Consider the following 21,749-nt stretch of genomic DNA (forward strand, 5'->3'; position numbering starts at 1 on the left):
CGTTGCATACGGCAGCCAGGATTTGGGAATCCCCTAGGGGCCCCGGGAAGGAGACAACGATGAAAACGAGAATGGCGGCATTGGCGTTGGGACTGGCGAGCGCGTTCCTGGGCTGCCCCGCGACGCATGCGGCAAATGCGGCGAATGCAGCAAATGGGACGAATGCCGCAAATGCGGATATGGACGCCGCGCGCCATCACGTCCTGGTCCAGGCCGCGCCCGACGTCCGCATCGACGTGATAGAGGAGGGCAAGGGGACCCCGCTGGTGCTGCTGCCCTCGCGCGGCCGCGGCGCCGAGGACTTCGACGACGTCGCCCAGCGCCTGGCGGCGCGGGGCTACCGCGTGATCCACCCGCAGCCGCGCGGCATCGGGCAAAGCGTCGGTCCCATGCGGAACATCACCTTGCACGACCTGGGCAACGACGTCGCGGCGGTGATCCGGGACCAGGCCAGGCAGCCGGTGGTCATCGTCGGCCACGCCTTCGGCAACTGGGTCGCGCGCACCACCAGCGTCGACCATCCGGATCTGGTTCGCGGCGTCGTCATCGTGGCGGCCGCCGCCAAGGCCTATCCGCCGGGATTGAGCGAGCACGTGGACCGCAGTTCGGACCTGTCGCTGCCCGACGCCGAACGGCTGAAGTCGCTGCAATTCGCTTTCTTCGCGCCGGGCCATGACGCCAGCGTCTGGCTCAAGGGCTGGTACCCGGAAGTCAACGAGAGCCAGCGCCTGGCGGGCAAGGCGACCAGGCAGTCCGACTGGTGGTCGGGCGGCAAGGCGCCCATGCTGGACCTGCAAGCGGGCAACGATCCCTTCAAGCCGGCGGCCACGCGCAACGAAGTCAAGGACGAGTTCGGCGGCCGCGTGACGCTGGTGGTCATTCCCGGCGCGGGCCACGCCCTGGTGCCCGAGGAACCCGCCGCCGTGGTGGACGCGCTGGTCAAGTGGGAGAAATCGCTGCCCCGATGACGGCGCGCGGCATGCGGCGCCCGCCGAATGGCCGCGCGGCGCCTCAGCCGTCCCTGCCGAAACCGCCGGCCGCCCAATTCGAGGCGCGCTGCACGTTCAGCTTGTAGGTGGGCGCCACGCGGATCTCGGCCAGTTGCTCGCCCGACTCGTCGTAGGCGCTCAACAGGGCGTAGGGATCGTCCTCGTCGGGCACGATGTCCAGCTTGACGGTCAGCCGGCCTTCGGCGGCATCGATTTTCACGCTCTTGTGCAGCGTCGCGTGCAGTTGCTGCTCATGGCGGCGCAGGACTTCGTTGGCCGTCTTGACCAGCGTGAAGAAAGCCGGCGGGTCGAGCGGCTTGGGATTCTTCTTGTCGCGGCCCATGGTCCAGGGACCGACCAGCGCCGGCTCGGATTGGCCGTCCTGCGTCATTTCCACCGCCCAGCCGTCGTCGTCCTCGTTCTTGATGACGCGGGCCGTCCAGCCGTCGTCGCGCCACAGCCTGGCTTCCTGGATCTTGCTGTCTTCGGCGGCGTCCGCGTCCGGGATGTCGATGTCGTTCACTACGGTATTGCTCCTGCTTTCGTTGGTCCGCGGACAGGCCGCCATCATAACGTGCCGGGACACGACACCAGCCGCTAGCGGGGCGTGCCGCCGCCGGCGCGGGTGTCCGGTATCGCCGCCAGGGCGGCGGCCTGCGCGAGGTCGCTGCCGGGCGGCGCCGACGCCAAGGCCTCGGCCACGTGCTTCGCGAGCGTCTCATTGAAATCCGGCGCGAGGTCCGTACGCACCGTGAGCTGGCCCGTCGCCGGGTCGAGCAGCAGGTCGGGCGTGACGCCGGCGGTCTCTATCCTTGCGCCGTTCGGCCGGTACACGCGCGCGGTGGTCAGGACCATCGCGCCCAGGCCGTCGGGCAGCGGCAGCACGGTCTGTATGGTGCCGGCGCCTGCGGTCTTCTGGCCGATGAGCAGCGCGCGCCCGTGGTCCTGCAGCGCGGCCGCCACGATTTCCGCGCCCGCGCCGGTCCGGCTGTCGACCAGCACCACCATGGGCAGGCCCTCGACCACGTCCTGCTGCCGGGCCACCAGCCTGCGGGCATTGGCCTCGGTGCGGCCGCGCAGGGTCGCGATGCGGAGCCCAGGCGGCAACAGCATGCCGCCCAGGGCCTGGGCCACGTCGAGCAGTCCGCCGGCGTTGCCGCGCAGATCGAGCACCAGGCCGCCGAGCGACGTATCGGCGCGCAGGGCCGCCGCGCGGATCGCCACCCTGAAATTCTCCTGCGTCGTGTTGTCGAAGGCGCGGATGCCGATCACGGCCACGTCGCCGTGCAGCGTCCAGCGCAGCGAAGGCGGGGGCTGCACCGGCCCGCGCACCGGATGCACGACGAGCGCCTGCGCCGCGCCCGCCCGGCGGATCTCCAGCGCGGGACTGCTGCCGGGCGCGCCGCGCAGCAAGGCCACGGCTTCGGGCAGGGGCAGGTCCTTGGCCGGGCGGCCGTCGATGCTAAGGATGACGTCGCCCGGCTGGATGCCGGCGCGTTCGCCCGGGCTGCCGGGCAGGGGCCGGACCACGGTCAGCGCGTCGTCGCGCCGGCTCAATTCCAGGCCGACCGAGGCCGGCGGCGGCGCCATTTCCGCGGGCGACGCCAGCCGGTTGTACGGCCCCAGGCTCGTCATCATGGCGCGCAGCGCCGCCTCCAAGGCCGCGTCGCGCTCGGCGCCCGCGGGGAAGCGCATGATCTCATCGGCCACTATGCCCGTCTGCGCCGCGACGCCGGCGGCCGTTTCCTCGGCCTGGATGGCCCGGCCGATGGCCCGCCGCCTGGCCTGTCCCTGCTCGGGCGGCGCGTTGGCGGCCAGGGCGTCCAGCCCGCGCAGGCCCTGCACGCTGAGCGTACGGGCGTCGACCGGGTCGACGTACTGTTCGGCGATCCGGTCGACGACGGCGGCGAGCGCGGTCCCGATTTCAGCCTGGGTGGATGGCGCCGCCGCGGCCGCCGGCGCCGTAGCCGCCATGAAGATCGCGCAGGCGACCGGCAATAGGAGTTTCCGGATCCGCATCGTCGTCGCTAAGGCCATGATCGAAAACCATGATCGAAACAGGGAACAGGAATTGTACGCATCAGTCTCGCGCGGCACCGTCCGGCGCGCCCGCTTCCCCCAGGCTCCATAGCCGCAAGGCGAGATGGATCTCCAAGGCCCGGTGGGTCTCGCTCCAGGCGCCGCCGATCAGCATGCCGACGCTGGCCAGCCGCTGGCGCATGGTGTTGACGTGGATGCCGAGGCGAGTGGCCGTGAGCGAGGCGTTCTGCCGGTTGTCCAGGTAGGCGAGCAGGGTGGCCGCCAGCTCGGTGCCGCGCCTGCGATCGTGGTCGATGAGGGGGCCGATGGCGGCGTCCAGGAACTGGGCCAGGCTGGCGCGGTCCTGGGTCTCGAACAGGATGGAATAGACGGCCATCTCGTTCTGCGCGACGATGCGGCCGCGCATGCCCAGGCGGCCGACCACGGCCAGGGCGCGGCGCAGCGCGGCGTAGAGCGCAGGCAGCTCCGCGGCGCCGTGCGCGGGACGGGACAGCACGCCGCAATAGGCGGTCCCGGCGGCCCCGGCGGCTCGCCGCATCGCGTCCTCGACGCCGGCGCGCAACACGCCGGCATGGGCGGCCCCGCAGACGAAGGCCAGGACGCCATCGACCTCGTCCAGCACCAGCCCGGGCAGCGCCAGGCCGTCGCGCAGGCGGCGCGCCATGAAGCCGGCCTCGGACCGGTCGAGCTCGACCAGCATCAGCACCAGCGGCCGCGTCAGGTCCAGGCCGAAACGTTCGGCGCGGTCGCGCGCCAGGGCGGGTTCGCCCTGGCGCGGCGAGACCAGGGTCTGCAGCAGTTCGGACACCGCGCGGCTCTTGCTGGCCTCCATGCGCTCCTGCGAGAGCAGCACGATGCCGATGACGCTGCTGCTGCGTTCGAAGGTGCGCACGAAGCTGTCGCGCAAGTCCTCGCGCCGGAACAGCAGCACGGCGCCCAGGACGCCGTCGCCGCCGATGACGGCGATGCTGCGGCACAGCTCGCCCTCGCTTTCGTAGGCGATGACGGAACGGCCGGCGCGGCGGCTTTCGCGCAAGGCCTGCGTCAAGGCGGCATCGTGCGGACCATAGGGCTGGTAGCGGTCGGCCGCCGTGCCGGCATAGTCCGGCGCGTCGGCGCGGCCGATCACCTGGTGCGCCTCGTCCAGGACCAGCACGCTGCCTTGCAGCAGTTGCGCGATGGACTGGCACAGCTCGCCCAGCGAGGCGCCGCGCGCCAGCAGCGAGGTCAGGCGCTCGTGCGCTTCCACCGCGGCCTGGACGTCGCGCGCATGCCGCTCCAGTTCGGCGCGGGCCTGGTCGGCGCGCTCGACGGCGGCCTGGGCGTCGGCGAAGGCCTTGGCGTTGTTGATGGCGACCGCGGCGTGCGTGGCCAGCGTGCAGAGGATGGAGATATTCAGCGCCGTATGCGTGCGGTGGTAGCGGTCGGCGACGAAGAGCAGGCCGATGACATCGTCGTTCCAGATCAGGGGCACGCCCACCAGCGCACTCACGCCCTCGTCGCGGAAGATGTCGTCCAGGTCGGCGTCGTGGGCGAATCGGTTGTCGCGCAGATAGTCCGGCGTGGAGAAGGGCATGCGCGTGGTCATGACGATGCCCGCCACGCCCAGCGGACGTTTCGCCGTCATGCTGCCGGTGCGCGTGGCGATGGCGCCGTCGGCCACCACCACCTTGAATTCGCCCGCCGCGGCGTCGTAGATGGTGAGCCAGCACAGGTGCGCGCGCAGCAGGTCGCGCGCGCGGATGACGATGGCCTTCAGCAGCTCCGGCAGGTCCAGCCGCGCGGACAGGTCCTGCGCGGATTCGATGACGGCCAGCATGCCGCGCTCGCGCTGCTCATGCTGGTCGAGGCGGTTGCGCAGGGCCATCGCCATGCGCGCCTGCTCGATCAGGCCCGGCTTGCGCGCCATCCCGTCGGGGAGCGCTTCGAGCGCGGCGAGGCGGGCAGCGAAGGCCTGCGCCGGGGCGTTGCCGTTCAGCAGGGCCAGCAGGTCGGCGGCAACGGATTCCGCCTGCGTCCCATGGGCAGCCGCATCCAGGGGATTGCCGTGGGTCGGGGAGGAAGACGTCATGGTTGCGCGGGCCGGAGGAGGGAAGGCAGGAGCGGCCGGCAAGCGCGCCGAAATACGGCCGGCGCCGGTGTCCTGGTGCAAACAAAATTCAGGAAAAGTGCAAACATCATATCAAGGCGGGCAATCCTATGTGCATATTGCACATGGTTCGCGGCCGGCATTCGCCGGACACTGCTGCCATACGAAGACGAATACCAATACGGAGACAGGCAGTGGACATGAGCGTCATCGATATGTTGCGGCCGGCGCGCGGCCTGCGGGTGCTGGTCAGCGCGGGCGCCTCGGGCATCGGCGCGGCGGTGGCCCGCGCTTTTCGCGAGACCGGCGCGCGGGTGCATGTGTGCGACATCGACCGGGCGGCGCTGGACCGCCTGTCGGCCGAGTTTCCCGAGATCACGACCAGCGTGGCCGACGCCTCGGTGGCCGGCGACGTCGACACCGTATTCGACGACGTGCGCGGCACGCTGGGCGGCCTGGACGTGCTGGTGAACAACGTCGGCATCGCCGGCCCGACCGGGATGGTGGAGGAAATCGGGCGGATGGACTGGGAAAGAACCGTGGACGTCAACCTGAACAGCCACTTCTATTTCGCCAACCGCGCGGTGCCGCTGCTGAAGCAGTCCGGCCGCGATCCCTGCCTCATCGCCATGAGCTCGGTCGCGGGCCGCCTGGGCTATGCCCTGCGCACGCCCTACGCCGCCACCAAGTGGGCCATCGTCGGCCTGGTGAAATCGCTGGCCATCGAACTGGGTCCCCAGGGCGTGCGCGTCAACGCCATTCTTCCCGGCACGGTCGAGGGCGACCGCATGGACGGCGTCATCGGCGCGCGCGCCGCCGCCGCCGGCGTGCCGGCCGAGGCCATGCGCGAGGAGTACCTGCGCAAGATCTCGCTGCGCCGCATGGTCACCACCGACGACATCGCCGCCATGGCCCTGTTCCTGTGCTCGCCGGCGGCGCGCAACGTCACCGGGCAGGCGATCAGCGTGGACGGAAATATGGAATACCTCTGAAGCCGATGCCGGGGCGGGCCAACCGCCGCGCGCATCTCACATTCCACGAAAAGAAAACAAGGAGACAGACATGAACAAACGCCACATCCCGGGCATGGCGGCGATGGCCGCCGTCGCCGCCATGGCCGCCTTGCCCGCCGCCGCTGCGCCGGTCAAGATCGGCCTGGTCGAGACGCTATCCGGCCCGCAGGCCTCCACGGGCCAGGCTTACCGGGCCGCCGTGCGCTACGCCATCGACCAGATCAACGCCGGCGGCGGCTGGAACGGCGAGCCGGTGCAGTTGCTGGAGTACGACAACCAGGGCGGACCGGCCGGCGCCGCGGACAAGCTGAAGGCCGCCGCCGCGGACGGCGTCAACATCGTCGTGCAGGGCGCCTCATCGGCCATCGGCGGACAGATCACCGAGGACGTGCGCAAATACAATCTGCGCCATCCCGGCAAGGAGATGGTCTACATCAACATGGGGGCCGAGGCCCTGGACCTGACCGGCGAGAAGTGCAATTTCTACCATTTCCGCTTCGCCGGGAACGCGCAGGTCCGCACCAAGGCCCTGGTCGAGGGCATGAAGCAGGCCAACGCCCTGGGGACCAAGGTCTACGCCATCAACCAGAATTATTCCTGGGGCCAGGACATGGAGCAGGCCACGGTCGACTACCAGAAGCAGGGCGGCTACACCGTGGTCGAGAAGACGCTGCACGACGTCGGCAAGATCCAGGATTTCGCGCCCTACGTCGCCAAGATCGCGGCATCCGGGGCGGACACCGTCATCACCGGCAACTGGTCCAACGATCTGCTGCTGCTGATGAAGGCCTCCAAGGCGGCGGGGCTGAAGGCGCACTACGGCACGGTCTATCTCGACCAGCCCGGCAACATCGCCAACGCCGGCGAGCTGGCGCTGGGCAATTTCGTCGCGCATACCTTCAACGCCGAGGCCAACGGTCCCGCGGGGGAGCAGTTCGTCGAGGACTACAAGGCCAAGACCGGCCACGTGCCCGTGTTCGTCGAGCCGCAGACCGTCTACGGCATGAAGATGGTCGCCGAGGCGCTCAAGCACACGCCGGCAAAGGATGGCGCGCTGAACGTCAACGAATTCGCCAAGGTGCTGGAGACCACCCGCATCCCGACGCCCATGGGCGAGATGAGCATGCGGGCGGCAGATCACCAGGCGCAACTGCCCATCGTGGTGTCCGTCGTGTCCCGCGACGCGAAGATCAAGGTGGACGGGACCGACATGGGCTTCAAGCCGGTGCTGCTGCTTTCGGCGGAGCAGGCCTCCACGCCGGTGCAAGCCACCTGCAAGATGAAGCGGCCGGGCTGAGGCCCCGAGGCTCTTTCCCTCGCGGCGCAACGTCAACCTGACGGCCGCGGGCGGCCCTTGCGGCCCGCTCGCGGCGGCATTCGGACTCCATGGAACAACTCCTTTTCTCCCTGCTGAACGGCGTGGTCTACGGACTGCTGCTGTTCATGGTCTCGGCCGGGCTCACCCTGATCTTCGGCATGATGGGCGTACTGAACTTCGCCCATGCCTCGTTCTACATGCTGGGGGCGTACTTCGCCTACACGCTGCAAGGCGCGCTCGGCTTCTGGCCGGCGGTGATCCTCTCGCCCGTGCTGGTGGGACTGGTGGGCGTGGCGGTGGAACGCTATTTCCTGCGGCGCGTGCATCGCCATGGGCATGCCCATGAACTGCTGCTCACCTTCGGCCTGTCCTTCATCATCGCCGAGTCGGTCAAGCTGTTCTACGGCAACTATCCGGTCGATTACCGCGTGCCGGCCTCGCTGGACTTCGCCGCCTTCAGCATCGGCGGCACGCAGTACGCCGCCTACCGGCTGATCATGGGCGCGATCGCCATCGCCATGTTCATCGCGATCTACCTGGTGCTGACCCGCACCCGCGTCGGCATCGTCGTGCGCTCGGCCATCCATCGGCCCAACATGGCGGAAGCGCTGGGCCACAACGTGCCCCTGGTCTTCATGGGCGTCTTCGGGGCCGGCGCCGCGCTGGCGGGGCTGGCCGGCGCGGTGGCCGGCGCCTTCTACACCACCAATCCGAACATGGCGCTGGAGTTGGGCGTAATGGTGTTCGTCGTGGTGGTGGTCGGCGGCCTGGGATCCTTGCCCGGGGCGATGCTGGCCTCGCTGCTGATCGGCGTCATCACCTCGCTGGCCGTGGGCGTGGACCGCAGCCTTGCGGACCTGTTCGACCTGGTCGGCGCGGGCGAGTGGGCGCGCGGCGTGGGCGGCCTGATGACGCTCAAGGTGAGCAGCCTGGCGGCCACGCTGCCTTTCGCGCTCATGCTGCTGGTCCTGCTGGTGCGTCCCGGCGGCCTGATGGGCGAGAAGGAGTGACGCGATGAAGAATTCCCGGCTTCTTTCCTGCCTGGCGGCCGTGCTGCTGCTCGCGGCCTTGCCTTATCTGCTTTCGCAAGGGCTCCTGAACGCGGCCATCCAGATGCTGATCGCGGCGCTCTTCGCGTCCGCCTACAACCTGCTGTGCGGCCAGGCGGGCATGCTGTCCTTCGGCCATGCGGCGTACTTCGGCGTCGGCGCCTTCGCCACGGTGCACGCCATGAACGCGCTGGGCGGGGAGGGCCTGGTCCCCACGCCGCTGATGCCGCTGGCCGGCGCCGTGGGCGGACTGCTGTTCGGCGGCATCGCCGGCTGGTTCGCCACCAAGCGCAGCGGCACGTATTTCGCGATGATCACGCTGGCGATCGCGGAACTGGTGCATGCGCTGGCGCCGCAGCTCAAGGGCCTGTTCGGCGGCGAAGCGGGAATATCCACCATGCGCATGCCGGCCTGGGGCCTGGATTTCGGGTCGACCACGCAGGTGTACTACCTGACGCTGGCCTGGGTGCTGCTGGCCCTGCTGCTGCTCTATCTCTACACCCGCACGCCGCTGGGCCGGCTGACGGTGGGGCTGCGCGAGAACAGCCAGCGCCTGCGCTTCCTGGGCTACAACGTGCACGGCCTGGCCACCGCCGTCTTCGCCATTTCGGCGATGTTCTCCGGCATGGCGGGCGGGCTGCAGGTCATCTCCAACGAGTCGGCCAACTACGTGCTGTTCGATCCCTCGCTGTCCGCGGCCGCCGTGCTCAATACGTATATCGGCGGGGTGCAGGTATTCCTGGGCCCGGCCCTGGGCGCGGCGCTGATGACCTTCTTCGGCTACGCCGTCTCCGATCTCACGCAGTCCTGGCTGCTCTACCAGGGCATCGTCTTCGTGCTGGTCATGATGTTCATGCCCGCCGGCTTGAGCGGCCTGCCCGGACTGGCGCGGCGCCTGCGCGAGCGCCATGGGGCGGCGCGCATGCTGGGCGTCTTCGCGCTGGCGATCGCGGGCGCCGCGCTGCTGGCGGCGGGCGGCGTGTTCCTGGTGGAGCTGTTGCAGCGCCTGTTCTCGCAGGACTATCGCGCGCTGGCGCAGCTCGGTGCCGGCAAACCCTGGCCCGCCATCGCGCTGTTCGACCGTTCCTGGCGGCCGGGCGCGCTGCTGACCTGGCTGGTCCCGGCGCTGCTGCTGGCCGGCGGCGGCGCGGCGGTGTGGACGTCGCGCAGGCGCCTGGCGCGGCTGGACAGCGAGGAACAGGCGCTGCCCGCATCCCCGGGCGCCGGCGCGGCGAAGGAGACGCTGGCATGAACGCTCCCATTCTCGCCCTCGAAGGCCTGCGCAAGTCCTTCGGCGCCACGGAGATCATCCGCGGCGTGGACCTGGAAGTGCGCGCCGGCGAGCGCCATGCGGTGATCGGCCCCAATGGCGCCGGCAAGTCCACGCTGTTCCATCTGGTGTCCGGCCAGCTCGCGCCGTCCTCGGGCGCCATCCGTTTCGAGGGCCGCGAGATCGGCGGCCGGCCGCCGCAGGCGATCAACCGGGCAGGCCTGGCGCGTTCCTTCCAGATCACCAATATCTTTCCCCGGCTCACCACGTTCGAGAACGTGCGGCTGGCGGTGATGCGCGCGCATGGCCTGCAATATGCATTCTGGAAATTCATCGACCGCGACCGCCGCATCCGCGAGGAAACGGAGCGCCTGCTGGACTTGGTGCGCCTGGGCACGAAAGCGCGCGCCATCGCCGGCGAGATGGCGTACTCGGAGCAGCGCTCCCTGGAAATCGCGATGACGCTGGCTTCCGACCCGCGCCTCATCCTGCTGGACGAACCCATGGCGGGCATGTCCCACGAGGAAACGGCCTATACGGCGCAATTGATCCGCGAGGCCACGGCCGGCCGCACCCTGATGATCGTGGAGCACGACATGGACGTGGTGTTCACGCTGAGCGATCGCATCAGCGTCCTGGTCTATGGGCAGGTGATCGCCACCGGCACGCCGGAGGCGATCCGCGCGGACCCCGCCGTGCGCGAGGCTTATCTGGGGGATGAGGTGAGCGCATGAGTGCCGATACGACACTGCTGGACGTGGCGGACCTGCATGCCCACTACGGCAAGAGCCACGTGCTGCACGGGGTGGACCTGCGGGTCGGCGCCGGCGAGGTGGTCAGCCTGGTGGGCCGTAACGGCTCGGGCCGTTCCACCACCATGAAGACCATCATGGGCCTGGTGGCGCCGACCTCGGGCCGGATCCGCCTGCGCGGACGCGACCTCGCCGGCGCGCGGCCCTATGCCATCTGCCGCGCCGGCATCGCCTACGTGCCGGAAGAACGCGAAGTCTTCGCCAACCTGACGGTGGACGAGAACCTGCGCATGGGCGAGCAGCGCGCCGTCGAGGGCGCCCACCGCTGGACCATCGCGCAGATGTTCGACTATTTCCCGCGCCTGAAGGAACGCCGCAATACCCGCGCCGGCAGCCTGTCCGGCGGCGAGCAGCAGATGCTCACCATATGCCGGTCGCTGCTGGGTAACCCGCTCGTCATCCTGATCGACGAACCCACCGAGGGCCTGGCGCCGAAGATCGTCGCGCAGGTGGGGGAGTGCATCCAGGACATGCATCGCAAGGGCGTGTCCGTGCTGCTGGTGGAGCAGAAACTGACCATCGCGCTGAAAGTGTCGACGCGCGTCTGCGTCATGGGCCATGGCCGCATCGTCTTCGAGGGCCATCCCGGCGAACTGAGTTCGAACGAGGCGCTGGTTTCCCAATGGCTGGCCGTCTGAAGCCGGCGTTCGCCCGCGCGCGAGGCCCGGGCGGCGGGCGTTTTCTTCTCTCCCACCCAAGGTTATCGATATGAAAAACAGCCACGACAAGGTCATCATCTCCTGCGCGGTCACCGGCTCGGTCCATACGCCGACCATGTCGCCGCACCTGCCGCTGACGCCCGACCAGATCGCCGAACAGGCCATCGAGGCGGCGCGCGCCGGGGCGGCCATCCTGCACCTGCACGCCCGCGATCCGCGCGACGGCCGACCCACGCCGGATCCCGCCGTTTTCGAGGCCTTCGTGCCGCGCATCCGCGACGCCACCGACGCCGTCATCAACATCACGACCGGCGGCAGCACCCGCATGACGCTGGACGAACGGCTGGCCTATCCCTTGCGAGCCAAGCCGGAAATGTGTTCCCTGAACATGGGCTCGATGAATTTCTCCATCCATCCCGCCGCCCGCCGCATCGCGCAATGGCAGTACGACTGGGAAAAGCCCTATGTCGAAGGCATGGAGGACCTGATTTTCCGCAATACCTTCCGGGATATCCGCCATATCCTCAAGGTGCTGGGCGAGGAGTGCGGCACGCGCTTCGAATTCGAGTGCTACGACATGGGCCACCTGTACAACCTGGCGCATTTCGTCGACGAGGGCCTGGTGCAAGGGCCGCTGTTCATCCAGAGCATCTTCGGCATATTGGGTGGCCTGGGACCCGATCCGGAAAACCTCGTCGCGATGCGGACCACGGCCGACCGCCTGTTCGGCCGCGACGGCTACCGCTTCTCCGTGCTGGGGGCGGGACGGCATCAACTGCCGCTGGTCACCATGGCGGCCATCATGGGCGGCAACGTGCGGGTGGGCCTGGAGGACAGCCTTTATATCGGCAAGGGCAAGCTGGCCGTCTCGTGCGCGGAGCAGGTGGCCAAGGTCCGGCGCATCCTGGAAGAACTCTCCCTGGAAATCGCCACCCCGGACGAGGCGCGCGCCATGCTGGGATTGAAGGGGCAGGCCGCGACGGCAATCTGAGTCCGCCTTCCGGTCCCCAAGCCGACATTCCATTTACCATTCATCGGCCCGCGCTTCGCGGGCTTTTTTTGCGCTGCGCCGCCGGCCATGGGGAGCGCGCACAAGCCGCCTGCGTCCGCTGATTCCGCTAATAATCAAAACGAAGCGAAGATAGTGAAAGTCGGATGGTCAAACAAATACGAATACCGATCGCGATGCCGGTGCGCGATTCGATACGCGTGTTTGCGAAAACGCAACGCACTTGCTGGCATTTTCTACATTACCGGCCATTTTAGGCATTTACGGATGAGTAATAATTGCCATCGCATTTTTGAGGACTTGATACTACTTTTAGCCTCGGATATATATACAGCCTGATATCTTCACCAACACCGGATGACAGAGACATTTTATTTCGGGAGCTTGGCGCGGATATTGGGGAGGAGACGATGGCTGCACCCTGGAGGGGGAACTTCAAATGAAGCAAGGACACATAAGCGGATCACCGCTGTTGAACCATTGGGCTTCAGTCCATTTGGCTTCAATGCCTCCGTTTTCAATACATCCGGCTTCCATGCATCCGGCGACAACGCATATACCTCCGGTTCATGGGATCCAAGCCCATAGGATGCCCAGTCGCCGAACGCCCGTTTCCTGAGCGCGGCTGACCCGCCTTTACATCAATATCCGGAATTACCGGCAAATAGCCACGCGCTCGCACCGCGTGGCGTGGAATCTTATTTTCTATTTTTGTCCCGTTCGCGTTATTCGTTATTCGTTATTAGTTATTCGCTAGACCCCGCTGATCACGCGGGTCGCCCCGGCCGCCGGTAAAGCGCGCACAGGGGGTGCGGTTCGATTTTCCATTCATTCCAGCCAGATTCTCGAATATCCGTATTCCGGATATTCGCGTACGGGTATTCGTTCGTTTGCGGCTTGTTCAAAAAACGCGCTGTAAAGGCTTCAACATGCGCCTGTAAATCTCGTGGGCGCCTATTTGCTGGGGATCAATATGCAAGGAAAGAAACCGTTTATCCGGCCTCCTCGCCGTTCGGCCGTGCTCGTCGGCGCCGCGCTGTTCGGCGCCGCGCCGGCCCCGGCCGTCTACGCGGCTTGCACGACTTCCGGCTCCGCCACCACCTGTGACACGAACGCGCCCAACCCCGCCACGGCCACCGTCGGCCAGGGGCCGTCCACGGCCGCCGGCGCCTCCGTGACCTTGCAGCCCAATGCCCAACTGACCGTGGGCAACGCCAATGCGATCAGCCTGGGCAACAATGCCTCCATCCTGCTGAACCCGGGCGCCGTGGTCAGCAACCAGGCGACGTCCGGCGTCGGCCTCTGGACGGCCGGCAACAACACCATCGAATTCAACTCGAACGGCAGCCTCGTCGTTTCCGAAGGCGCCCGGATCCAGGCGCTCGGCACGCAGGGCAACGCCGAAGCCATCAACGTCATCGGCGCGGGCAACACCATCGTCAACCGCGGGCTGATCACCGGCGGCAACGCGGCCGCCATCTGGTTCGAGGACCGCACGCGAGGCGCCTCCAATACCGTCGACAACTACGGCGTCATCCAGGCGGGCAACGGCAGCAGCAGCAACGTGATCGGCAATAGCGGCAGCGGCAGCGTGAACTTCATCAACCGCAGCGGCGCCGCCGTGCGCGGCAGCCTCACCTTCGCCAGCGGCAACGACTCGCTCACCCTCTATCCCGGCTCCACCATCACCGGCGGCTTCAACGGCGGCGGCGGCACCAACAGCCTGCTGCTCGCCGGCGAGCAGGGCTCCAGCGACAGCCTGCCCGGCACCATCCGCAATTTCCAATCGCTGATCAAGACCGGCGAGGGCAAATGGACGCTGTCCGGCTCGGTCGGCAGCAACGGCGGCGGCACGCCGCTGTCGGTCCAGGTGCAGGGAGGCACGCTGGCGCTGACCGGCGACAACACCGGCTTCAACGGCTCGGTCCTGGTCGACCCGGCCGGCACGCTGGAGGCGCGCGCGCAGAGCCTGCCGCCCAGCGTGACCGACAACGGGCTGGTGCTTTTCAACCAGCCGGACGACGGCACCTATGCCGGCGTGCTCAGCGGCACCGGCGCGGTGACCAAGATCGCCCCGGGCACGCTGACCTTGAGCGGCGCCAACAGCTACCAGGGCGGCACGCGGATAGAGGAGGGGACCATCGCGGTCGGCGCCGACGCCGCGCTGGGCGACAGCGCCGGCGCCGTAACGCTGGACGGCGGCGCGCTGGCGTTCACCGGCAGCTTCGACCTGTCGGCCAGCCGCGCCCTTACCGTGACCGCCAACAACGGCACCCTTATCGCCAACCCCGGCGTGACCACCACGGTGGCCCAATCGATCACCGGCGCCGGCGCGTTGACCAAGGACGGCGCGGGCACGGTCGTGCTGACCAATGATGGCAACGCATGGGCGGGCGCCACCACCATCGCGGGCGGCACCCTGCAGTTGGGCAACGGCGGCGCGTCCGGCAATCTCCCGGCCGGCACGGCCATCACGAACAATGGCACGCTGGCCTTCGACCGCAGCGACCAGTTCGGTTTCGACAACCTGATTTCCGGCTCCGGCGGCGTCAGCCAGATCGGTTCCGGCACCACCATCCTGTCCGCCGACAACAGCTACGGCGGCCCGACCTCGGTCACCGGCGGCGCCCTGTACGTCAACGGCACGCAGACCGGCGCCGGCGCGACGACCGTGGGCAGCGGCGCGCTGCTGGGAGGCACGGGGGCGTTGGGAGGCAGCGTCACCGTCGAGTCCGGCGCCACGCTGTCGCCCGGCCTCATCGGTCCGCAGCCCGGCACCCTGACGGTCGGCGGCGACCTGAACCTGCAGTCCTCGTCGACGCTGGCCTATTCGCTCGGCCAGGCCGGCGTGGTCGGCGGACCGCTCAACGACCTGATCGACGTCGGCGGCAATGTCGCGCTGGGCGGCACCCTGAACGTCATCACCTCGGCCGGCGGCTCCTTCGATCCAGGCATCTACCGCATCATCGACTACGCGGGGACGCAAACGGGCACCCTGGCGCTGGGCACCGTGCCGGCGGCGGGCAACTACTTCATCCAGACTTCCGTGGACAAGCAGGTCAACCTGGTCAATACCAACGGCCTGACCCTGAATTACTGGGACGGCGCCGCCGCCGCCAACAAGAACAACAATACCGTGGACGGCGGTCCGGGCGTCTGGACGGCCAACGGCGCGCTGACCAACGACAACTGGACCGAGATGGTCGGCGCCGTGAACGCGCCATGGGCCCAGGATTCGTTCGCGGTGTTCATGGGGCAGGGCGACACCGTGCTGGTCGACAGCACGGTCAACGGTCCGGTCCAGGCGCAGGGCATGCAATTCGCCGCCGACGGCTACACGCTGGCCGGCAATAATCCGCTGGCCGACACGCTGACCCTGACCGGCGTGCCGGTGAGCGGCGGCGGGCCGAACGAGGCCGTCATCCGCGTGGGCACCGGCGTGGCCGAAGGCGCCAGCTATACCGCGACGATTTCGGCGGTGCTCGGCGGCGCGGCCAAGCTGGTCAAGACCGACCTGGGCACCCTGGTGCTGTCCGGCATCAATACCTACCTGGGCGGCACCGCCATCAACGGCGGCACGTTGCGGGTGTCGCAGGACGCCAACCTGGGCGATGCCGCCGGCGCGCTGTCGCTGGACGGCGGCACGCTGGCCAACAGCGCCAGTTTCGATACCGCGCGCGCCACCACGCTGGACGCGGGCGGCGGCCGTTTCGATACGGCGGCCGGCACCACGTTGGGCATGAACGGCGTCATCGCCGGCGCCGGCGCGCTGGACAAACTGGGCACGGGCACGCTGGTCCTGGGCGCCGACAATACATACGGCGGGGGCACTACCATCTCCGCCGGCACGCTGCAGCTCGGCACGGGCGCCGGCGGTTCCACGACCGGCAGCATCCTGGGCAACGTGAGCAACAACGGCACGCTGGCCTTCAATCGCAGCAACACCTACACCTTCGGCGGCACGGTCAGCGGCACGGGCAACGTCGTGCAGCAGGGCAGCGGCGTCACCGTGCTGACGGCGGACAACACCTACACCGGCGGCACCACGATCTCGGCCGGCACGCTGCAACTGGGCGCCGGCGGCACCACCGGCAGCATCGTCGGCGACGTCGCCAACGACGGCGCCCTGGTTTTCAACCGGGGGAACGACTACACCTTCGACGGCGCGATCAGCGGCGCTGGCTCGGTCACGCAGCAAGGCGCGGGGACCACGGTGCTCACCGCCGCCAACGGCTATCTCGGCGCCACCACGGTGAACGCCGGCAGCCTGTTCGTCAATGGCGACCAGACCGCCGCCACCGGCGCGACCACCGTCAACAACGCGACGCTGGGCGGCGCGGGCACGATCGGCGGCGACGTCGTATTCACGGGAACCAGCACGCTCGCGCCCGGCGACAACAGCACCGCGCCCGGCACGCTCACCATCAAGGGCAATCTCGTGCTGGGCAACGACACCTCGCTGGACTACGCGTTCGGCCAGGCCAACGTGGCGGCGGGCCCGTTCAACGACCTGACCGAAGTCAGCGGCAACGTGGACCTGGGCGGCAGGATCAACGTCACGCTGTCGCCCGGCGGCCGCTTCGACGCCGGGATCTACCGCGTCATCGACTACGGCGGCACGCTGAGCAACCCGGCCGGCCTGACCATCGGCACGCTTCCCGCCGGGGCCAACCCCGCCGACTACTTCGTCCAGACCTCGGTGGACAAGCAGGTCAACCTGGCCTACACCAACGGCCTGACGCTGAACTATTGGGACGGCGATGCCGGTCCCAAGAACGACGGCCACGTCAACGGCGGGTCGGGCACCTGGGTGGCGCCGACCACCCCCAACGACAACTGGACCGAGGCCACGGGCACGGTCAACGCGCCGTGGAGCCAGGGCGCGTTCGCGGTCTTCACCGGCCAGAGCGGCACGGTCCTGGTGGACAGCACGTCCAACGGGCAGATCGACGTGCAGGGCATGCAGTTCGCCACGGACGGCTACGTCTTGCAGAACAACGCCGCCGGCGACAAATTGACCCTGACCGGCACGCCCACGGGCAGTGGCGGCCCCAACGAGGCCGTCATCCGCGTCGGCGCGGGCGCGGCCGCCGGCGCCGATTACACGGCCACGATCTCGGCGGTGCTCGACGGCGCGGCCAAGCTGGTCAAGACCGACCTGGGCACCCTGGTGCTGTCCGGCGTCAACATCTATCTCGGCGGCACCGCCATCGAGGGCGGCACCTTGCAGGTGTCGCAGGACGCCAACCTGGGCGATGCCGCCGGCGCGCTGTCGCTGGACGACGGCACGCTGGCCACCAGCGCCAGTTTCGGCACCGCGCGCGCCACCACGCTGGACGCGGGCGGCGGCAGCTTCGACACGGCGGCCGGCACCACGCTGGGCATGAACGGGGCCATCGCCGGCGGCGGGGCGCTGAACAAGCTGGGCGCGGGCACGCTGGTCCTGGGCGCGGACAATACGTATACCGGCGGCACCACGATCTCGGCCGGCATCCTGCAACTGGGCGCCGGCGGCACGACCGGCAGCATCGTCGGCGACGTCGCCAACGACGGCACGCTGGCGTTCAACCGCGGCGACACCTACACCTTCGGCGGCGTGGTCAGCGGCACGGGCAATGTCACGCAGCAGGGCAGCGGCGTCACCGTGCTGACGGCGGACAATACCTACACCGGCGGCACCACGATCTCGGCCGGCACGCTGCAACTGGGCGCCGGCGGCACCACCGGCAGCATCGTCGGCGACGTCGCCAATGACGGCACGCTGGCCTTCAACCGCGGCGACACCTACACCTTCGTCGGCACGGTCAGCGGGTCGGGCAACGTCGCGCAGCAGGGCAGCGGCGTGACCGTGCTGACGGCGGACAACACCTACAGCGGCGGCACCACGATCTCGGCCGGCACGCTGCAACTGGGCGACGGCGGCACGACAGGCAGCATCGTCGGCGACGTCGCCAACAACGGCACCCTGGTCTTCAACCGCAGCGACACCGGTACCTTCGCCGGGTTGATCAGCGGCGGCGGCACCGTGAGACAAGCCGGCGCCGGCACGACGATCCTGACCGCCGACAACACCTATACCGGCGGCACCTTCATCGACGACGGCACGCTGCAATTGGGCAACGGCGGCACCAGCGGCAGCATTTCCGGGCCCATCACCAATGCCGGCGTCCTGGCCGTGAACCGCAGCGACACGGTCACGCTGGACGGCGCGATCCGCGGCACCGGCCAGCTCGTGCAGGCGGGGACGGGCACGACCATCCTCACCCACGACAACACCTACACCGGCGGCACCCTCATCGCCGCGGGCACGCTGCAACTGGGCAACGGCGGCGCCGGCGGCTCGGTGAACGGCGACATCGTCAACAACGCCGCGCTGGCCATCGACCGCAGCGACCAACTGCCCCTGGTGGGCCTTATATCGGGCACCGGCAGCGTCACGCAGCAGGGCGCCGGCCAGACCGTGCTGAGCGGCAACAACACCTATACCGGCGCCACGCGGGTCGCCGCGGGCGCGCTCTACATCAACGGCGACCAGTCGGCCGCCACGGGCCAGACGACCGCGCAGGCGGGCGGCGCGCTGGGCGGCACCGGCACGATCGGCGGCAATACCAGGGTGGACGCCAACGGCACGCTCACGCCGGGCGACATCACGGGCGCGCCCGGGACGCTGACGATCAACGGCAACCTGGACCTCGACGGCAACGCCTCCCTGGCCTACAACTTCGGCCAGGCCGGCGTGGTGGGCGGGCCGCTCAACGACCTGACCGTCGTCAAGGGCGACCTGACCCTGGGCGGCACGCTCAACGTCACCACACCGGTTGGAGGCAGTTTCGACCCCGGCATCTACCGCGTCATTAGCTATAGCGGCGCGCTGACCGACAACGGCCTGGCCATCGGCACCATTCCGTCTCCCGATTTCTATGTCCAGACCGCGGTGGCGAACCAGGTCAACCTGATCAACACCTCGGGCCTGAACCTGAGTTTCTGGGACGGCGCCACGGGCAAGAACAACAACACGGTCGACGGCGGCAACGGCGTCTGGCAGAACTCGCTCGGCAACGACAACTGGACCAACGCGCTGGGCGCGCCCAATGCGCCTTACGCCGACGGCACCTTCGCCATCTTCATGTCCAATCCGGGCGTCGTCACCGTGGACAACGGCCTGGGGCAGGTGAGCGCCATCGGCATGCAGTTCGCCAGCGACGGCTACCGCGTCCAGGGCGGCGGCATCGCGCTGCTGCCCGACGCGACCGGCGGCTCGATCATCCGGGTGGGCGACGGCAGCAGCCTGAGCGCCGGCTACACCACCACCATCGATTCGGTGCTGAGCGGAAACACGCGGCTCGTCAAGACGGACCAGGGCACGCTGGTCCTGAACGGCGCCAACACCTATACGGGCGGCACGGAGATCAATGGCGGCACCTTGCAGATCGCCAGCGACGCGGCCCTGGGCGCCGCGCGCACGGCGCTCGGCATGAACGACGGCACGCTGCGCACCACGCAGAACCTGGTGCAATCGCGCGCCATCACCCTGGGCAGCATGGGCGGCGGCGTCGAGCCGGTGGCGGGCACCACGCTGACCCTGGCGGGCAACATCGGCGGCGAGGGTTCGCTGACCAAGCTGGGCGCGGGCACCGCCGTCGTGACGGGCAGCAACAGCTACGCCAACGGCACCGTCATCCAGGCCGGCACGCTGCAGGTCGGCGACGGCGGCACGACCGGCAACATCATGGGCCGCGTCGACAACGACGGCGTGCTGGCCTTCAACCGCGCGGACCGCTACGTCCAGGCCGACGAGATCAACGGGACCGGGCAGGTGGTCCAGCAGGGCGGCGGCACGACCGTGCTCAATGCCTTCAACACTTATAGCGGCGGCACCACCGTCGCCGCCGGCACCCTGGCGGTGGGCGACGCGAGCCATGCCGACGCGGCGATAGACGGCGGCGGCGCCGTGGCCATCCAGCGCGGCGCCACCCTGGGCGGCTACGGCAGCGTCAGGGGCAACGTCAGCAACGCCGGCACGCTGGCCGTGGCCGATGCGCTGTGCGCATCACCAACAAGAACGGTCCGGGCGTCATGACCACCGGCGACGGCATCCAGGTGGTGCAGGCCCTCAACGGCGCGACCACCGCGCCCGGGGCCTTCACCAGCACGGGCGTCTATGCGGGCGCGTATTCCTACATGCTGTTCCGCGGCGGCGTGACGCCGGGCACCGAGCAGAACTGGTACCTGCGTTCCGAGTTGATCCCCACCGATCCCGGCCAGAATCCCCGGCCCATCTACCGGCCCGGCGTTCCCATCTATACCGAAGTGCCTTCGCTGGCGCGCGAGTTGGCGGTGCAGCAGATCGGCACCTTCCACGACCGCCAGGGCAACCAGGATCTCCTGACCGAAAACGGCCGTTTCCCGGCCGGCTGGGCGCGCACCTGGGGCGATCACTTCTCGGAAAAGCGCGACGGCACGGTGGACCAGTCGTTCAGCGGCACCACGTTCGGCATGCAGGTCGGGCAGGACCTCTACGCCCGCACCACCGACAGCGGCCACCAGGACCGCTACGGCATGTTCCTCGGCTATGCGCGGGGCGACGGCGACGTGAAGGGCGACGCCATGGGGCAATCCGGCTACCGGGCCGGCAAGCTGGCGATCGATTCCTACAGCGTGGGGGGCTACTGGACGCACGTCGGTCCCAGCGGCTGGTACACCGACACGGTCGTCATGGGCAGCCATTTGAAGGTGGATCCCCGGTCCCATGCGGGCGACACCTCGTCCACCCACGGCTCGGCCCTCACGGCCTCGGTCGAGACGGGCCTGCCGATGCCGCTGCGTCCCAACGTCACCCTCGAACCGCAGGCGCAGCTCATCTACCAGCACACCCACATCGACTCGCTACAGGATTCCGCTTCCGACGTCTCGTTCAGTCCGAAGGACGCGGTCATCGGCCGCGTGGGCGCGCGGCTGCAAGGCGAATTCGAATCCGGCAGCGTCCGCTGGAAGCCCTACGTGCGCGCCGACTTGCTGCATACCCTGGGCGGCAACGACAGCGTTGCCTTCGACGGCGGCACCAAGAGCAAATCCGCCATGGGCGGCACCCAGGCCCGCCTGGGCCTGGGCGTCTCCGCCAGGGTGAACGAACGCGTCAGCGTATACGCCTCGGCCGGCTATGGCTTCAACCTGGGCGGGGAACGGCGCGAGACGGTGCAGGGGAATGTGGGGGTGCGGATCAGTTGGTAGACCGCGGGGGGTTGACGGCGTTCGTTGGGGCGCGCTGCCAACCCCTCCCTGGCGACTTCCTTCGCCGCGTGAAACGGGGCCAGGGACGGTTTGTTCGCCAAGGCAGAGACGGCTATGAGATCTTTGGGGCAATATCGCCACAGAAGAAGTAAATATGGACATGCAAACACTGGCCGAGGTGGGCAACCCTCTCGGCCAGATTCATTTGGAACAAGCTTGCGCTGCCGACTTGGTTGATAGCGTGTAATCGAACGATTACAGTACGGCCAT

At 68.6% G+C, this 21,749-nt stretch carries 13 protein-coding genes; 10 read left to right on the forward strand and 3 right to left on the reverse strand.

The genetic code is table 11. The annotated features are described in order from the left end of the window. Window positions 1-59 precede the first annotated feature (59 nt). Window positions 60-968, forward strand: coding sequence for an alpha/beta fold hydrolase (locus CAL29_RS14560; protein WP_306430686.1), 909 nt, complete (start codon window positions 60-62; stop codon window positions 966-968). Between the two features lie 43 nt (window positions 969-1,011). Here CAL29_RS14560 and CAL29_RS14565 read toward each other — a convergent pair whose 3' ends face one another. From CAL29_RS14565 to CAL29_RS14575, 3 genes are all read right to left on the reverse strand, one after another. Next, window positions 1,012-1,512, reverse strand: coding sequence for a hypothetical protein (locus tag CAL29_RS14565; RefSeq protein ID WP_094854098.1), 501 nt, complete (start codon window positions 1,510-1,512; stop codon window positions 1,012-1,014). A 74-nt stretch (window positions 1,513-1,586) separates the two neighbouring features. Then, window positions 1,587-2,987, reverse strand: a complete 1,401-nt coding sequence (locus CAL29_RS14570) for a S41 family peptidase (RefSeq protein WP_143277666.1) — start codon at window positions 2,985-2,987, stop codon at window positions 1,587-1,589. Between the two features lie 82 nt (window positions 2,988-3,069). Beyond that, on the reverse strand, window positions 3,070-5,100 hold the full coding sequence (locus CAL29_RS14575; RefSeq protein ID WP_094854099.1) for a helix-turn-helix domain-containing protein: 2,031 nt from the start codon (window positions 5,098-5,100) through the stop codon (window positions 3,070-3,072). 218 nt (window positions 5,101-5,318) lie between these two features. On the opposite strand from CAL29_RS14575, the gene CAL29_RS14580 reads away from it, so the two are divergent. The 9 genes from CAL29_RS14580 (at window position 5,319) to CAL29_RS14620 (ending at window position 21,479) form a co-directional block, all read left to right on the forward strand. Then, complete coding sequence (locus CAL29_RS14580; protein WP_094853699.1) at window positions 5,319-6,110, forward strand: SDR family oxidoreductase; 792 nt, start codon at window positions 5,319-5,321, stop codon at window positions 6,108-6,110. Window positions 6,111-6,180: 70 nt separating this feature from the next. Continuing rightward, a complete protein-coding gene (locus tag CAL29_RS14585; protein WP_094853700.1) occupies window positions 6,181-7,428 on the forward strand; it encodes a branched-chain amino acid ABC transporter substrate-binding protein in 1,248 nt (415 codons plus the stop codon). An 89-nt stretch (window positions 7,429-7,517) separates the two neighbouring features. Continuing rightward, window positions 7,518-8,459: a branched-chain amino acid ABC transporter permease gene (locus CAL29_RS14590; RefSeq protein ID WP_094853701.1), complete on the forward strand. Its 942-nt coding sequence runs from the start codon at window positions 7,518-7,520 to the stop codon at window positions 8,457-8,459. Window positions 8,460-8,463: 4 nt separating this feature from the next. After that, complete coding sequence (locus CAL29_RS14595) at window positions 8,464-9,750, forward strand: branched-chain amino acid ABC transporter permease (RefSeq protein ID WP_094853702.1); 1,287 nt, start codon at window positions 8,464-8,466, stop codon at window positions 9,748-9,750. Continuing rightward, window positions 9,747-10,502, forward strand: a complete 756-nt coding sequence (locus CAL29_RS14600; protein ID WP_094853703.1) for an ABC transporter ATP-binding protein — start codon at window positions 9,747-9,749, stop codon at window positions 10,500-10,502. The genes CAL29_RS14595 and CAL29_RS14600 overlap by 4 nt, the downstream gene beginning before the upstream one ends. After that, a complete protein-coding gene (locus CAL29_RS14605; protein ID WP_094853704.1) occupies window positions 10,499-11,218 on the forward strand; it encodes an ABC transporter ATP-binding protein in 720 nt (239 codons plus the stop codon). Before CAL29_RS14600 ends, CAL29_RS14605 begins: the two co-directional genes overlap by 4 nt. Before the next feature lie 70 nt (window positions 11,219-11,288). Next, window positions 11,289-12,230 carry a 3-keto-5-aminohexanoate cleavage protein gene (locus tag CAL29_RS14610; RefSeq protein WP_094853705.1) on the forward strand — a complete coding sequence of 314 codons (942 nt, stop codon included), beginning with the start codon at window positions 11,289-11,291 and terminating at the stop codon, window positions 12,228-12,230. 991 nt (window positions 12,231-13,221) lie between these two features. Then, window positions 13,222-20,328 carry a beta strand repeat-containing protein gene (locus CAL29_RS14615; protein ID WP_143277667.1) on the forward strand — a complete coding sequence of 2,369 codons (7,107 nt, stop codon included), beginning with the start codon at window positions 13,222-13,224 and terminating at the stop codon, window positions 20,326-20,328. Beyond that, on the forward strand, window positions 20,292-21,479 hold the full coding sequence (locus tag CAL29_RS14620) for an autotransporter family protein (RefSeq protein WP_094853707.1): 1,188 nt from the start codon (window positions 20,292-20,294) through the stop codon (window positions 21,477-21,479). Before CAL29_RS14615 ends, CAL29_RS14620 begins: the two co-directional genes overlap by 37 nt. Window positions 21,480-21,749 lie beyond the last annotated feature (270 nt).

The organism is Bordetella genomosp. 10 (assembly GCF_002261225.1).
In the GTDB taxonomy this organism is placed as follows: Bacteria; Pseudomonadota; Gammaproteobacteria; order Burkholderiales; family Burkholderiaceae_B; genus Bordetella_C.

What these genes read in the sequence shown, in the direction of transcription:
- CAL29_RS14560 (WP_306430686.1), top strand. Translation starts at nt 60, where the DNA reads ATGAAAACGAGAATGGCGGCATTGGCGTTGGGACTGGCGAGCGCGTTC.
- CAL29_RS14575 (WP_094854099.1), bottom strand. Translation starts at nt 5,100, where the DNA reads ATGACGTCTTCCTCCCCGACCCACGGCAATCCCCTGGATGCGGCTGCC.
- CAL29_RS14580 (WP_094853699.1), top strand. Translation starts at nt 5,319, where the DNA reads ATGAGCGTCATCGATATGTTGCGGCCGGCGCGCGGCCTGCGGGTGCTG.
- CAL29_RS14585 (WP_094853700.1), top strand. Translation starts at nt 6,181, where the DNA reads ATGAACAAACGCCACATCCCGGGCATGGCGGCGATGGCCGCCGTCGCC.
- CAL29_RS14590 (WP_094853701.1), top strand. Translation starts at nt 7,518, where the DNA reads ATGGAACAACTCCTTTTCTCCCTGCTGAACGGCGTGGTCTACGGACTG.
- CAL29_RS14595 (WP_094853702.1), top strand. Translation starts at nt 8,464, where the DNA reads ATGAAGAATTCCCGGCTTCTTTCCTGCCTGGCGGCCGTGCTGCTGCTC.
- CAL29_RS14600 (WP_094853703.1), top strand. Translation starts at nt 9,747, where the DNA reads ATGAACGCTCCCATTCTCGCCCTCGAAGGCCTGCGCAAGTCCTTCGGC.
- CAL29_RS14605 (WP_094853704.1), top strand. Translation starts at nt 10,499, where the DNA reads ATGAGTGCCGATACGACACTGCTGGACGTGGCGGACCTGCATGCCCAC.
- CAL29_RS14610 (WP_094853705.1), top strand. Translation starts at nt 11,289, where the DNA reads ATGAAAAACAGCCACGACAAGGTCATCATCTCCTGCGCGGTCACCGGC.
- CAL29_RS14615 (WP_143277667.1), top strand. Translation starts at nt 13,222, where the DNA reads ATGCAAGGAAAGAAACCGTTTATCCGGCCTCCTCGCCGTTCGGCCGTG.